15 protein-coding genes are annotated in these 15003 nt (G+C 35.0%); 2 read left to right on the top strand and 13 right to left on the bottom strand.

Annotated features, from left to right (window positions below):
* From BUC31_RS01250 to surE, 4 genes are all read right to left on the bottom strand, one after another.
* Entirely contained in the window at nt 1–564 is a 564-nt protein-coding gene (locus tag BUC31_RS01250; protein ID WP_073240556.1) for a C40 family peptidase, read from the bottom strand.
* 68 nt (nt 565–632) lie between these two features.
* A complete protein-coding gene (gene lpxB / locus BUC31_RS01245) occupies nt 633–1754 on the bottom strand; it encodes a lipid-A-disaccharide synthase (protein WP_073240555.1) in 1122 nt (373 codons plus the stop codon).
* A 1-nt stretch (nt 1755) separates the two neighbouring features.
* Entirely contained in the window at nt 1756–2040 is a 285-nt protein-coding gene (locus tag BUC31_RS01240) for a hypothetical protein (protein WP_073240554.1), read from the bottom strand.
* Between the two features lie 45 nt (nt 2041–2085).
* The gene (gene surE / locus BUC31_RS01235) at nt 2086–2859 is read right to left on the bottom strand and encodes a 5'/3'-nucleotidase SurE (RefSeq protein ID WP_073240553.1); all 774 of its coding nucleotides are present in this window, start codon (nt 2857–2859) and stop codon (nt 2086–2088) included.
* A 191-nt stretch (nt 2860–3050) separates the two neighbouring features.
* Between surE and BUC31_RS01230 the strand changes: the two genes are divergently transcribed.
* Nucleotides 3051–5189: a carboxy terminal-processing peptidase gene (locus BUC31_RS01230; protein ID WP_073240552.1), complete on the top strand. Its 2139-nt coding sequence runs from the start codon at nt 3051–3053 to the stop codon at nt 5187–5189.
* A 69-nt stretch (nt 5190–5258) separates the two neighbouring features.
* Here BUC31_RS01230 and BUC31_RS01225 read toward each other — a convergent pair whose 3' ends face one another.
* The 3 genes from BUC31_RS01225 to msrB all read right to left on the bottom strand — a co-directional run bounded on the left by BUC31_RS01225 (nt 5259) and on the right by msrB (nt 6789).
* Complete coding sequence (locus tag BUC31_RS01225; RefSeq protein ID WP_073240551.1) at nt 5259–5666, bottom strand: DoxX family protein; 408 nt, start codon at nt 5664–5666, stop codon at nt 5259–5261.
* A 129-nt stretch (nt 5667–5795) separates the two neighbouring features.
* Nucleotides 5796–6338 carry a peptide-methionine (S)-S-oxide reductase MsrA gene (gene msrA / locus BUC31_RS01220; RefSeq protein WP_073240550.1) on the bottom strand — a complete coding sequence of 181 codons (543 nt, stop codon included), beginning with the start codon at nt 6336–6338 and terminating at the stop codon, nt 5796–5798.
* The gene (gene msrB, locus BUC31_RS01215; protein WP_073240549.1) at nt 6331–6789 is read right to left on the bottom strand and encodes a peptide-methionine (R)-S-oxide reductase MsrB; all 459 of its coding nucleotides are present in this window, start codon (nt 6787–6789) and stop codon (nt 6331–6333) included. The genes msrA and msrB overlap by 8 nt, the downstream gene beginning before the upstream one ends.
* An 89-nt stretch (nt 6790–6878) precedes the next feature.
* On the opposite strand from msrB, the gene BUC31_RS01210 reads away from it, so the two are divergent.
* Nucleotides 6879–7691 (top strand): DNA/RNA non-specific endonuclease, encoded by an 813-nt coding sequence (locus BUC31_RS01210; protein ID WP_073240548.1) that lies wholly within the window; start codon nt 6879–6881, stop codon nt 7689–7691.
* Here BUC31_RS01210 and rodA read toward each other — a convergent pair.
* The 6 genes from rodA to purH form a co-directional block, all read right to left on the bottom strand.
* Nucleotides 7688–8971 (bottom strand): rod shape-determining protein RodA, encoded by a 1284-nt coding sequence (rodA, locus tag BUC31_RS01205; protein WP_073240547.1) that lies wholly within the window; start codon nt 8969–8971, stop codon nt 7688–7690. The genes BUC31_RS01210 and rodA overlap by 4 nt on opposite strands.
* Complete coding sequence (gene mrdA / locus BUC31_RS01200; RefSeq protein ID WP_073240546.1) at nt 8961–10829, bottom strand: penicillin-binding protein 2; 1869 nt, start codon at nt 10827–10829, stop codon at nt 8961–8963. The genes rodA and mrdA overlap by 11 nt, the downstream gene beginning before the upstream one ends.
* Nucleotides 10826–11335 (bottom strand): rod shape-determining protein MreD, encoded by a 510-nt coding sequence (mreD, locus tag BUC31_RS01195; RefSeq protein WP_073240545.1) that lies wholly within the window; start codon nt 11333–11335, stop codon nt 10826–10828. The genes mrdA and mreD overlap by 4 nt, the downstream gene beginning before the upstream one ends.
* On the bottom strand, nt 11328–12149 hold the full coding sequence (mreC, locus tag BUC31_RS01190; protein ID WP_073240544.1) for a rod shape-determining protein MreC: 822 nt from the start codon (nt 12147–12149) through the stop codon (nt 11328–11330). Before mreC ends, mreD begins: the two co-directional genes overlap by 8 nt.
* A 168-nt stretch (nt 12150–12317) precedes the next feature.
* Nucleotides 12318–13346 (bottom strand): rod shape-determining protein, encoded by a 1029-nt coding sequence (locus tag BUC31_RS01185; RefSeq protein WP_027066022.1) that lies wholly within the window; start codon nt 13344–13346, stop codon nt 12318–12320.
* Between the two features lie 56 nt (nt 13347–13402).
* Nucleotides 13403–14935 carry a bifunctional phosphoribosylaminoimidazolecarboxamide formyltransferase/IMP cyclohydrolase gene (gene purH / locus BUC31_RS01180; protein WP_073240543.1) on the bottom strand — a complete coding sequence of 511 codons (1533 nt, stop codon included), beginning with the start codon at nt 14933–14935 and terminating at the stop codon, nt 13403–13405.
* Between the last annotated feature and the right edge of the window lie 68 nt (nt 14936–15003).

The raw sequence follows: 15003 nt of genomic DNA, 5'->3' as shown, positions 1-15003 counted from the left end.
CTATAATATTCTTGTAGCCTTTACAAATGCTTGGTTCCAGAATCCGTCTCGTAAAGATGAAACGGTAACACCACGTGATGTTGATGCGTGTATAAATGTAATTTCGTTATTGTCTGTACCTACCACCATACCTACATGGTTAATGCGTTTAGAGCCTCTTGAAGTCTTAAAAAATAGCAAGTCGCCCTTTTCTACATTTTTAACAGTAACACGATGACCTTCTTCTGCCATGTGAATAGAAGTTCTAGGCAGTTGCACATCATGTTCGCCAAAAGAAATATATAATAGACCAGAGCAGTCCATTCCTTTTTTGGTGGTACCGCCAAACTTATAGCGTGTACCTGAAAATGAAAGGGCAGTATTAATAATTTCGTCGGCCTTTGTGTGCGTTGAAGAAGTTATTGCTCTTCGTTCTTCTGTTCTTGTAGGTTCGGTAACATTTCCTGTTCTAGCATTATTTGCGGCAGCAACAGATATTTTTCGCTCTTTGTCAGAAGTGCTCGTCTTTTTGACTCCGCAACTGGCTAAAAAGCAAATGATAATAAAATATGGTAATATGCGCATAAAATAGAGTGTACCTTGTAGTACGTGTAACTCCAAAATTATAGAATTATTTTTTAAAAATAATAAAGCTATGAAATTTTAGCATTTGCAATGATAAGCGAAGCAGCCTCAGCACTAGCTCCAGAACCACCCAATTTTGCAATTAACTCATCATATTCAGCCAGTTGTTTACTTCTAGCTTCCCCATCTAAAATTAAGGTCAGCTCCTTTTTTAGATTCTGCTTGGTGAAATCATCTTGTATTAATTCTTTAACTACTTCCTTTTTCATGATAAGGTTAACCAAAGAAATATATTCTAAAGTGATAATACGTTTAGCAATTTGATAAGAAATCCAATTTGCCTTGTAGCATACTACTTGTGGCACTTTAAATAAGGCAGTTTCTAAAGTTGCGGTGCCACTAGTAACTAAAGCAGCAGTTGATATAGAAAGTAATTCGTAAGTTTTGTTTTGAATGAACTTTACATTCGCATTGGTAAGAAAAGTAGCGTAGAATTCTTTGTCTAAACTAGGTGCGCCTGCAATAACAAATTCATATTCAGCAAAGTCGTTGGTTAAGGAAAGCATCAAAGAAAGCATTTTTTGAACTTCTTGTTTGCGACTGCCAGGTAGTAATGCTATTATTGGTTTACTCTGATCTATGCCGTTATCTGATCTAAATTTAGCTTCGTTTAATTTTGGTCTATTGTCAATGGCGTCTAGTAATGGGTGCCCTACAAAATTGACTGGGTAATTGTGTTTCTTTTCGTAAAATTCTTTCTCAAAAGGCAGAATTACATACATGTGGTCTACTGTTGCCTTTATCTTCTCTATTCTACCTTCCCTAGAAGCCCATATTTGAGGAGAAATATAATAGTTGGTCAAAAAATTGTTCTCTTTTGCCCATTTAGCAATTCTTAAATTAAATCCGGAATAATCAATAAAAATAATAGCATCAGGGTTGAAAGCTGCAATGTCTTGCTTACAGAATTTTATGTTTTTAAAAATGACATTTAGGTTGAGAACAACTTCTAGAAACCCCATAAAAGCCAATTCTTTGTAGTGTTTGGCTAAAGTTCCGCCTGCCTGTTGCATTAAGTCACCACCCCAACATCTAATGTCAGCATTGGAATCTTGTTTCTTCAGCGCCTTAATTAAATTAGAGCCATGAAGATCACCAGAAGCTTCGCCTGCAATAATGTAGTACTTCATTTTAAAATACTTTGTAGTAAAGAATCAAGAAAGCCGTTAAAATTGTAGCGATCAAAACCCCTTTAGCTCTAATGTCCCTTTTAATTTTTAGAAATCCAAAAAAAGCAACTAGGTTTAGAATAGCGCCTAATGCCAAAAGGCTGCCAACATGTTCTTGATTAACAGCGGCTTCAAAAGTTTCGGTAATGCTTAAGTCTGAAAATATAAGAATGTATAGTAATGTACCAAGAGCATTTGCTATGATACCTACTATAAAGCCTATTAGAATTTCTTTTTTGGTATTCATTTAAAATAATTGTGCGGTATAATTAAATATTTAAACAGTGATTTACTAAAGCTCCCAAGTATTCAATTCTTGAATGACATGATGGGCAGTTAAATCGAATTGGATAGGTACAACAGAAATATATCCGTTTGCCAGTGCCCATTCGTCAGTATCTTCACCTTTGTCTAGTAATTCAAATTCTCCGGTAAGCCAATAGTAATCTTTACCCATAGGGTTGGTTCGCTTATCGAATTTTTCTTTCCAATTTGCTTTTGCCTGCCTACACACTTTTATACCTTTTATTTCCTCTTTTTTAAGCTTAGGTATATTCACGTTTAATACTGTGCCTTTCGGAATTCCGTTTGCTAAAGCTTGGGTGACAATGTCATGAATAAAATCTTGAGCTTGAGAGAAATCAGCGTTCCAGCTATAGTCACATAATGAAAAACCAATGGCAGGAATTCCTTCGATTCCCGCTTCTACCGCAGCACTCATAGTGCCTGAATAAATAACATTTATTGAAGAGTTAGAGCCGTGGTTAATGCCACTAACACAAATGTCGGGTCTTTTTGGTAGTATTTCTTGAAGCGCTAATTTTACACAATCAGCAGGTGTACCACTACAACTATATTCATCTATACCATCTTGGTCAAGGTCTATTTTCATTTTTTTAGAAAATAGCGCAGTATCCAATGTAATGGCATGCCCCATACCAGATTGCGGACTGTCTGGCGCTACCACAACCACATCGCCTATTTTTTTCATTATCGTAATTAGCATGCGTAAACCAGGCGCAGTAATTCCGTCATCATTCGTTATTAAAATCAGTGGTTTTTCCATATCATATACTTTCTGTAGTAAAAATACGTTTTTAAATATGATAAGCCCGAAATGCCGTTTAACAAAAAATTAGTTCTAAGCACATTTAATTGGCATGGTTTTTTCTTTACCTTAGGGGTTTAAGTAGCTTTATATGTTGCTTACAACCCTCAAATTCGGAGATATTGAAAAGGAAAGTAAAAGATAATTTTATGAAAAGAAATTTAGCCTACGTACTATTGTTGATGCTTGCAGCTGTAGCATCATGCAGTTTTACAAATAAGACTTTTGAAAATGACGATAAGGATAAATTGTTGTTAGATTTAATAACCTATGTGTTAGAAAAAGGACATTATGAGCCAAAAGCGCTTGATGATGATTTTTCGGTACATGTCTTTGAAGATTTTATTGATGTAATTGATCCTACCAAGAGATATTTTATAGCATCAGATATCGCAGAATTTGAAAAGTACAAGTATCAGATAGACGATGAAATCAAAAATACAGATATCACATTTTTCAATGTAGTATATGAAAGATTGATGGAGCGTATGGGCGATGCAAAAGGAATTTATAAAGAAGTCTTAGAAACTCCTTTTGATTATTCTGAGAATGAAAGCATCAGTATTAAATATGATGAAGAGCCATTTGCTGCAGATAGAAAAGAGCTTAAAGAACGTTGGAGAAAGCAATTGAAATATGCCACCTTAGGTACGTTTGATTCTAAAATTTCTCATATGGAGAATGACGAAATCGAAAGTACAGATGAGCATGATCATACTGCACACTCGCTAAAAGAGGCAGAAGAAGAATCAAGAAAATCTACAGAAACTACTTTGGATGAGTTCTTTGATTTTGTAAGTGATTTAGAACGTAAAGATTGGTTCGTACAATACATCAATACTATTGTAGATGAATTTGACCCACATACATTTTACTTCGCTCCAGAAGAGAAAGAGAAGTTTGATACCAGCATGTCAGGTAAGTTTGAAGGTATTGGTGCAAGACTTCAGAAAAAAGCTGAAGGGGCAAAAATTGTAGAAATTATTTCTGGCGGACCAGTATGGAGAGATGCGCGATTAGAAGTTGGTGATGAAATTATCAAAGTTGGTCAGAATGGAGAAGAGCCTATAAATATTGTAGGTATGCGTTTAGACGATGCTATTAAACTAATAAAAGGTGCACAAGGTACTATTGTAGATTTAACTGTTAAAAAGGTAGATGGTTCTTTGGATGTTGTTTCTTTAACAAGAGACGTTGTTGAGTTAGAAGAGTCGTATGCGAAATCTGCGAATATTATTAAAGGAGAAGAAAAATTCGGAATTATAAATCTTCCAAAATTCTATGTTGATTTCAATGATTATAGCGAAAGAAATGCGGCAACGGATGTTGCTAAAGAAGTAGAGCGTTTAAAAGAAGAAGGCATGGAAGGTCTAATTCTAGATTTACGTGATAATGGAGGTGGATCTTTAAAGACTGTTGTTGAAATGGCAGGTTTGTTTATTAAAGATGGTCCTATTGTTCAAGTGCAATCTAAAGATAAAGGCAAAGATGTTTATGATGATAAAGATGAAAGAATTCAGTGGGATGGCCCGTTGGTAATTCTAGTAAACGAATTATCTGCTTCTGCTTCTGAAATTTTAGCCGCTGCAATGCAAGATTATAAAAGAGCTATTGTAATAGGTAGTAAGCAGACTTTTGGAAAAGGAACGGTACAGAACGTTATACCGTTGAACAATATGTTACGTAGTAATGAACACGGAGATTTAGGTGCTATTAAAATTACTACTCAGAAGTTCTATAGAATTAACGGTGGTTCTACGCAGTTAGAAGGTGTTAAGAGTGATATCGTTGTACCAGACAGATATAGCTATATTGATTTAGGAGAAAGAGATCAATCTAATCCGTTAGGATGGGATAAAATCACACCTGCTGATTATAAAGCTTGGGATGGTTATATTAACTATGAGAAAACTATTGCCGATAGTGAAAAAAGAATGGCAACTAGTCAACAAATTAAGTTGATAGAAGAGAATGCAAAGTGGTTGAAAGCTGAGCAAGATGAAACAGAGATTTCTTTAAATTTTGACACTTATAAGGAAGAGAAAAACAAGGATAAAGAGCAATCGAACTACTTTAAAAAGTTAACCGATTATGATTCTAAACTTACGTTTAAATCTTTAGGTTATGAAGAGCAATTGTTCACTAAAGATTCTGTTTTACGTGAAAAGCGTAATAGATGGCATAAAAATTTAGCAAAAGATGTTTATGTTGAAGAAGCTGTAAACGTATTAGAAGATTTAAAAATGAACAACATTAAGCAAGGTAAACTAGCTAGTGTTAAGAATTAGAGTTCTTATTTTATAAAATAGTAAAGCCGCTATATAACTTATATAGCGGCTTTTTTATGTGCAAATATTTTAAATAAATTTAGCGTGCTCGGGTTTTCCAAATTTAGCTAATTCATTATTTGTACTACGTATTTTTTTACTTTGAATGTATGTTACAAATAAAAGTACGATACATATTACCGCAGATGCTCCGTTACCATCTTTTATAGATAAATGGGCAATAGCACCCAATGTGTAATTCATAAAGAAGCCAGCATATACCCATTCTAAAGACCAATGAGATTTGTTGAACAGAATTAAGATAAGACCTAAAGATTGACATACACCAAGAACATGTATTAGATAAACCGGGTAGCCAAGTTTTGTAAATGTTTCAGCAACCATCTCATAGTTTAAGAATGAATTGATGATAGAACCTATAACAGCGATAGCGAAAAGCCCTAAAGCGATGTAATAAAAAGATTTTTGAGAATTCATAATAAGTAGGTTTTAATGTTATGATGACTCAAAAGTAAGTTCACCTTTAAAAAGTTTTAAGTTTTTAAAGGTGAACTGAAAATTACTGTAGTTGAATAGAATATCTCTTAAGATAAACCGAACTACATACTAAGATATAAGCTTGTCTGCATGTAACTTTCTAAGCTTTGCCAACTTCGGATTGATAACAACCTGGCAATAGCCTTGCTCAGAATTATTCTTGTAGTAATCTTGATGATCCTCTTCAGCATCATAGAAAATTCCTAAAGGACTTAACTCGGTTACAATAGGCTTTTCATATACCACTTGCATCTCGTTCAATACTATTTTTGCTTTTTTCTCTTGTTCGTCATTATGAAAATAAATGACAGAACGATATTGAGTTCCAGCATCGGCACCCTGTCTATTTAAAGAGGTGGGGTCGTGGGTTGTCATGAAAATTATCAGAATATCTTCATAAGAAATGATGGTGGGATCAAAAGTAACTTGAACTACTTCTGCATGACCAGTTAACCCTGAACATATTTCTCTATACGTGGGTCTTCCTGGAGCTTTTCCACCTGTATACCCAGAAACTACATTATGTATACCTTTTACTTCTTGAAATACCGCTTCGGTACACCAAAAGCAGCCACCGCCAACTGTCGCGATTTCTAATTTTGTATTAGTCATTCGATTCCTCCTTTTCTAATTGCATAGATTCAGAATTAATGCAGTAGCGTAATCCGCTAGGTTCTGGTCCATCAGGGAATATATGTCCCAAATGCGCATCGCAAGTATTACACATCACTTCTACTCGAATCATTCCGAAGGAAGAGTCTTTATGATATTTTATAGCATTCTCTTTAATAGGTTGTGTAAAGCTAGGCCACCCGGTACCAGATTCAAATTTAATAGTAGAGTCAAATAATGGAGTGCCGCAACAAACACATTCATACTTCCCTGCTTCATGAGCAGTACAAAGTGCACCAGAATGCGGAGCTTCAGTGCCTTTTTTTCGAGTAACTCTAAACTGTTCAGGTGTCAAAATCTCTTTCCATTCCTGTTCTGTTTTTTCAACTCTTCTGTCAGGCTCAGGGTTACCATTCACTGAAAAATGAATTACATCTTTCCAAGTTAACATCATAATTTTCCTTTCGTTTAGACTTTATTTACTAGGTTTATTGGTCGGTAATTTATCATATATCTTACAAAATTAGGTAATTTTGGCGTATGGCATACCGCAAAAAAAATGGATCTCTTTATAGTATTTTAATTCTAGTATGTGTAATTGGCTTTTGGTTATTTGAAAACTTTTATACTCCGGCTACTTATTCAAATAGTGATAAGGAACCAATTTCAAATGAATTCCCTAAAGAGCTGCTTCCGTCGTCAACTACTGGTGAAATTGTAAATCATGAATATTTTACATTGTCTTATAATGAACCATATGAACAAGCAGAGTGGGTAGCGTATACTCTTGACAAAAGTCACTTAACATATGATGATAGAAAACGACCGTATTTTATAGAGGACCCATATGTTTCCTCTAAATCTGCAGACTGGCGTAATTATAAGGGGTCTGGTTATGATCGTGGACATTTACTACCAGCTGGTGATCGTAGATTCTCGTTACAGGCATACAATGAAACTTTTTATACAAGTAATATAAGTCCGCAAGATAGAGAGTTCAATGCTGGTATTTGGAACGACTTAGAGCAGCAAACAAGACGCTGGGCGAAGCAGTATGGAACTTTATATGTGTTTACCGGTGGCGTGTTAGAAAGTGGATTAGAAGAGATCGGACAAGAAGATGTTGATGTGCCCGATGCTTTCTATAAGATTATTGCCCGTAAAAAGGGAGATAAGATATATACCCTGTCTTTTTTAATGCCGAATAAACCTCAATTTACATCTTTACGTAATTTCGTAGTGTCTGTTGATGAGATAGAAAAAGAAACTGGAATTGACTTTTTTGCCCAACTATCAGAAAAACAACAAAGTGCTTTCGAAGGGAGTAAGAATACTACTGGGTGGAAGTTTTAGAAACTCTCTTTCAATCTATTCGTATCCAATTTCAAGAAAATAAAGAGTAGAATAGTAAAGAATAAGAGCCCGGATCCACCATAACTAAAGAAGGGTAGTGGAATACCAATAGTAGGTAAAATACCTATTACCATACCTATATTAATAAAGTAGTGTATTAATAAAATAGATATAACGCCATAGCCATACATTCTGGCAAAGGCATTTTTCTGTCGTTCGGCTAAAGAGATTAACCTTAGAAATAATACGGTAAATAGAATGATTACTGTTGCGGTACCTAAAAAGCCCCATTCTTCACCAACAGTGCTGAAAATATAATCTGTGTGCTGTTCAGGTACAAAATCTCCTTTTGTACGTGTGCCTTCAAGAAAACCTTTTCCGAAGAATCCGCCAGATTCGATTGCTTTTTCAGATTGATAAGTATTGTATCCTATAGATTTTCTAATCTGCTCTAATTTGTTAGGGTCTTTTTCTAATCGTAACCATAGTCCAAAGCGATCTCTATGTCGTTGCTCAAACACGTTATTGAAAACGAAATTTACCGAAAGGGAGAATAGAATTACCGCTACACTAATAAGACTAAGCGGAATCACTGGGATTTTTAATGTTTTACGCTTTAATGCATATAAAAGTATAATCATTAGAACTAGACCAATAATAAGCCAAACAGTACCAAACATTAAGGTAATAACAAAAATGAGAATAAAACTTAGTAGAATAACTAAATAGTAAAGTGGTAAGCCTTCTCTGAAAATTACAAAAATCATTGCAAAGAAAACTAGTGCACTACCGGGATCTGGTTGTGGTATAATTAAAATAGCTGGTATAAGTATAATTAGAATAGCATAGAACTGATCTTTTCTACGTTTAATATCTGTTTGTATATCGCTGAGATATTTAGCGAGCGCCAGTGCAGTAGCCACTTTTGCAAGTTCTGAAGGTTGTAGGTTAAAAAAACCAAGGTCGTACCAAGATGTTGCACCGGCAATAGTTTTACCAAAAACAAACAGCCCTAGTAGCGAGACCATAGAAATGAGGTATAGTAAACTAGAAAATCGTTCGTAGAAATTTACCTCTAAGGCAAGTACCACAACTATAGTAACTAAACTAACGCCTATAAAAAATAACTGTTTTCCGTAAAGTGTACTGAAATCAAAGATGGAGCTATGCTCGTCTGTAAATGTACTAGAGTAAATATTGATCCAGCCAATAAAAACAAGTGCGAAATAGATGAAAACACTTAACCAGTCAATTCTTTTTAAGATGCTTCTACCAGACACGCTCGTTTATTTTAAACTCCTCCCCACTGTAGGGTTTCGCGTATTCTGCTTCTAATGTTTTTTCTAGCATTCTCTTCTCAAGGGTCTTTAAGGTGATTTCACCTTTAAGGTATTTTTCAATCATAAGAGTAGCGATATGTCCGGCGTATCTTGATCCAAAATATCCATTTTCAATATATACCGCTATGGCAATTTTAGGATTATCGACGGGTGCAAAAGCTACGAAAACCGAGTGATCTGTCAATTGTGTACGTACACCATCTATTTTCGTAAAATTCTCGGCGGTACCTGTTTTACCTGCTACTTCGATACCTGGTATTTGCAACCATCTAGCTGTACCACTTACATAGACATCTGCCATACCTTGAACTACGGGCTCAAAATGCTTTGGGTCTATGGTAGTGTGCTTAGCTTCGGTAAATTTAGGTTCTGTAATATCTTTACCTTCAATTTTCTTTAGAATATGTGGTGTAAAGTAATGTCCTCTATTGGCAATAGCAGCCGTCATATTTGCCAACTGAACAGGTGTTGCTAAAATTTCACCTTGCCCAATAGCATTAGAGATGATATAAGAAGAACTCCATCTATTATCACCATACCATTTATCGTAATATTCTTTGTTAGGTATACGCCCTTTTTGCCCGAATGGTAAATCATAACCTAGATAGTCACCTAGACCAAAGCTTTTCATGTGTTTTTCCCACACATCCATACCTTCATCAGTAGTTTCGAACTTTTCATATATTTTCCTGAATGCTCCTGCAAAATAAGCATTGCATGATTGCGATATTCCTTTATTCAAACTTCGTAAACCACCACCACAGTGGCAACCTCTTTTTTTCTTACCCACATAGAAACCGTGGTAGCATTGTATGGTTGTATTTTCGTCTAAAACACCTTCCTGTAAAGCTATTAATGCATTTAGTGTTTTAAAAGGAGAGCCCGGAGGTTGTTGAGCATGAATAGAGCGATCCCATGTTGGGTTTGCAATTGTATCATTATAAAGTTTAGTATAATTTTTTGAACGCTCACGCCCTACTAATAATGCAGGATCATAGGTTGGTCCTGATATCATGGAAAGGATTTCACCCGTTGCAGGCTCTATGGCCACAATACCACCTCTTTTACCATTCATTAATAATTCGCCATATTCTTGCAACGCTTTATCAATGGTGATGCTTATTTGTTTCCCTTGTTCAGGTAAGGTATCTATGGTTCCATTTTTATATGGACCTATATCTCTGTTGAATCTATCTTTCTGAATGTATTGTACACCTTTTCTGCCTCTTAATAAATCTTCGTAGTAACGTTCAACTCCCGTTCTACCTTTCAGTTCACCTTGAACATAATATTTATTAACTGCTAAATCACCTTCATTTACTTCACTAATATAGCCTAAAACATTTGCAGCACTAGGGGTGTCATAATACCGTAAAGATCTTTTTTGAATATAGAAGCCCTTATACTTACGCATTTTCTCTTGTAGCTTTGCGTAATCTTGTTTAGAAAGTTGTGGAACCAATACTGAAGGTAGTCTTGGTGAGTATACTCTGGCTCTTCTTAATTTTTCAACGAATTTTTCTTTGTCAATTCCCAATAGCCCACAAAACTCAAGGGTGTCTAAAGGTTGAACTTCTCTAGGTATAACCATGACATCGTAAGCAGGGTCATTACCAACTAACAGATGACCGTTACGATCATAAATGTAGCCTCTTTCAGGATAATCATATATCGCTTTAATTGCCGGATCCTCTAGAACTTGCTCCGCAGAAAAACTAAAAATTTGCAAATAGGATAGCCTTCCCAAAAAGGTAATTGCGATGACAACTATAATTAATGATAAAAGAATTTTTCTCATTCTTTTTTACTGCTGAATAATGTACTGAACAACATGCCTAAAATCAATGTGGAAATACTGACAATTACCGTTTTCTGTAAAATTAACAAGCTGTTTGAAAAGCTGAAAATTTCTAACGTGAAGTATACCAAGTGATGTATTATAATCAATAACGCTAAAAACGTGAATTGTTGTGCCTTTGTACTGTTGTTTAACTTAAAACTTTGAAATTCATAATTGACACCAAAGACAAAACGCATAATGGTTGGTCGAAGATAAGCTATGGTAACGGTAGCTGCTGCGTTTATGGCAAGTGTGTCAGAAAAAATATCTACGCAAAGTCCTAGGAAAAAGCATAGTATTATAAAGGTAGTTCTATTTTGTTTGATAGGATACCAATACAAGAAAAGAATATATATCAGCGGATTTATATAGCCAAAGAAATTCAGTTTATTGAATACCAGTACCTGCAATAGTACCAATAATATAAATCGGAGTACAATTAAAAATGTAGTACTATTAATCATTGGCTTCTGTTTCTGCTTCTAATTCTAAAACCTCTTTTCGGTTCAAATTTCTAATGATATAAATATTACCAATATTAGTCATATCATTAAATAGTTCTACATCTATAAAATAGAAACTTTTTGAGTTGTCTAAATCAAATCTTTTAATCGTACCAATAGGAATGTTTTCTGGGAAGATGCTGCTCATGGCTCCTGTGACAATGGTATCACCTATGGTAAGTGGTACTAGTCTTGGAATGTCTATTAATTGAACAACATTGTAATCTGTGGTATTTTCCCAAACTAAAGACCCAAAGTGATTAGAGTTTTTGATTTTTGCGTTTATGTTAGATTTGTCACTTAAAATACTCTGTACGGTAGAAAATTTATCTGATGTATTTTCAACGATACCTAAAATACCCTTGTCTGTAATAACGCCCATGTCTTGTACAATACTATCATTTTTACCTTTGTTGATAGTAATGTAGTTACGTTGATCAGCATAGCTGTTATTGATGACACGACCTCTAACAACTTCGTAATCTACAGAAGTGGAATCTATTAGTGAAGGTGAAAGAACTACATTGTTAAAGAGTTTATCTCTAAGTCTTTTATTTTCTTCAACAAGTTTGTTGTTTTCTTCCCTTAAACCAAAATATGAAGTTACATTATCTGAAAAAGTATAGATACTTCCTGAAATATAGTTAGAAGAATTTAAAAATTTAGATTGATGGTACGAATGCGATTGAAACGTAAAAATGCAAGAAATTAATAACAGAAAAAGGTAAAGTAAGAATATCTTATACCTAATTAGAAAATTTATGATCTGTTGCATTCACCCCTAAATTTTTACTCGATAATCGAGATTTAAATCTGACTGCCGTTAGGCAAGCTACTTCGAGGCAAGCCTCGAAGTTCTATCAATACTCATTAATAAATTGCTCTTGAAATTTCTTCAAGGTTTTCTGCCATCACTTAAGAAGCGGTTCGTAAAATGAACTTCTTACTTAATTAATATACTCTTGTAGCGTTCTAAATTCTTTAATGCGATACCCGTTCCACGTACTACGGCACGTAATGGATCTTCTGCAATATAAACTGGCAGGTCGGTTTTTTGAGACAACCTTCTATCCAATCCACGTAGCATAGAGCCACCGCCTGCAAGATAAATACCTGTGTTGTAAATATCTGCAGCTAATTCTGGCGGAGTTTGAGATAATGTTTCCATAACCGCATCTTCAACACGTAGAATAGATTTATCTAAAGCTTTTGCTATTTCTCTGTAAGATATTTGAACTTGCTTTGGTTTACCTGTCAACAAATCACGACCCTGTACAGATTTTTCATCAGGTGGAGATTGTAAATCTTCAGTTGCAGAACCTATTTCAATTTTAATTGCTTCTGCTGTACTCTCACCAACATATAAGTTGTGTTGCGTACGCATGTAATAAATGATGTCATTCGTAAATACATCACCTGCAATTTTCACCGATTTATCACAAACAATACCACCTAAAGCAATAACTGCAATTTCAGTAGTACCACCACCTATATCTACAATCATGTTACCTTTTGGTTGCATAATATCTAAACCGATACCTATTGCCGCAGCCATTGGTTCGTGAATTAGATACACTTCTTTACCGTTTACACGTTCGGCAGATTCTTTTACCGCACGCATTTCAACTTCGGTAATACCAGAAGGTATACAAATCACCAAACGCAATGCTGGTGGAAACCATTTTTTCTTTAATGCCGGAATGTTCTTAATGAACATCATTAACATCTTTTCAGATGCATCAAAATCGGCAATTACACCATCTTTCAATGGTCTAATGGTTTTTATATTCTCATGGGTTTTACCTTGCATCATATTAGCTTCTTTACCAACTGCAATGATTTTTCCGCTAATTCTATCTCTGGCAACGATGGATGGGCTATCGACAACTACCTTGTCATTATGTATAATAAGGGTGTTCGCTGTACCTAAATCTATAGCTATTTCCTCGGTCAAGAAATCAAAAAATCCCATATGTGATGTTTAAATTTTAGATAAAAGGGTGTATTTCATCGACAAAAGTAATGAAATTAATGTTTGAAATGACGTGTACCTGTCATCACCATTGAAATTTTGTGCTCGTTGCAATAATCTATACTCAATTGGTCTTTAATAGATCCGCCTGGTTGAATAACACTAGTGATCCCGGCTTTGTCTGCAATCTCCACACAATCAGGGAAAGGGAAGAAAGCATCACTCGCCATAACGGATCCTTTTAGGTCAAAATTAAAGGTCTGTGCTTTGTGTATTGCTTGGTTTAAAGCATCAACTCTACTAGTCTGTCCAGTACCGCTTGCGCATAATTGTTTGTTCTTCGCAATAACAATAGTGTTTGATTTCGTGTGCTTACAAAGTTTAGACGCAAAAATTAAATCTTCTAATTCTTGATCTGTTGGCTTCGTATTAGTAGCATTTGTTAAATCTGCAATTGTATCTGTTTTATGATCCTTTTCTTGAAGAAGCATACCATTTAAGCAAGTTCTTACTTGCATCTCTGGCATTTCAACTTCATTCTGTATAAGAATAATTCTGTTTTTCTTTCCTTTTAATATCTCAAGAGCCTCTGCATTATAACTTGGTGCTATAACAACTTCGCAGAATAATTTATGAATTTCTTCTGCCGTAACTTTATCAATTTCTTTATTACTGATAAGAACGCCTCCAAAAGCAGAAACAGGGTCACCTGCTAAAGCGTCAACATAAGCTTGGTGTAAAGTATCTCTTTGTGAAAGTCCGCAGGCATTGTTGTGCTTGAGTATTGCGAAAGTAGGAGCGTCATTTTTAAATTCCAACATCAAATTAACTGCAGCATCAACATCTAAAAGGTTGTTATATGATAATTCTTTACCGTGCAATTTGGAGAACATAGCATCGAAATCGCCGAAGAAAAATCCTTTTTGGTGTGGGTTCTCACCATAACGTAACACCTTGCCTTGAGTTTCGCTAACTTTTAAAGCAGCGATATCATGGTTTTTATTGAAATAGTTAAATATAGCAGTATCGTAATTAGAAGAAACATTAAAAGATTTAGCAGCAAAACGCTTTCTGTCTTCTAAACTAATGTTACCGTTGTCAGCAGAAACAACGTCAAGAAATTCTGCATAATCTTCCATTGAAGAAACACAGGTGACATCTTTAAAGTTTTTAGCTGCGGCACGAATAAGAGAAATTCCGCCTATATCAATTTTTTCGATAATATCTTGTTCAGAAGCACCACTGGCAACTGTTTTTTCAAACGGATACAAATCAACTATAACGATATCTATTTGTGGAATTTCGAATTCTGCTAGTTGAGCAACATCACTTTCATTATCCTGTCTGTTCAAAATACCACCAAATACCTTTGGGTGTAAGGTCTTAACTCTGCCTCCAAGAATAGATGGGTAACTAGTAACGTCTTCTACAGGAACAACATCGATACCAAGATCGGTGATGAATTTTTCAGTTCCTCCGGTGGAGTAAATAGTGATTCCTAATTCTTGAAATTTTCTAACTATTGGCTCTAATCCGTCTTTATGAAAAACTGAAATTAAGGCTGAAGACGCTTTTTTTACACTGCTCATTGTATGATGCTTAAATGTTTTTAATAAGCAAGCAAAAGTACTTTTTTTGCAGCTATAAAATGAGCTAG

Origin of the sequence: Maribacter aquivivus (assembly GCF_900142175.1) — a bacterium.
GTDB lineage: Bacteria > Bacteroidota > Bacteroidia > Flavobacteriales > Flavobacteriaceae > Maribacter > Maribacter aquivivus.
This window is presented reverse-complemented; position numbering and strand designations above follow the sequence as displayed.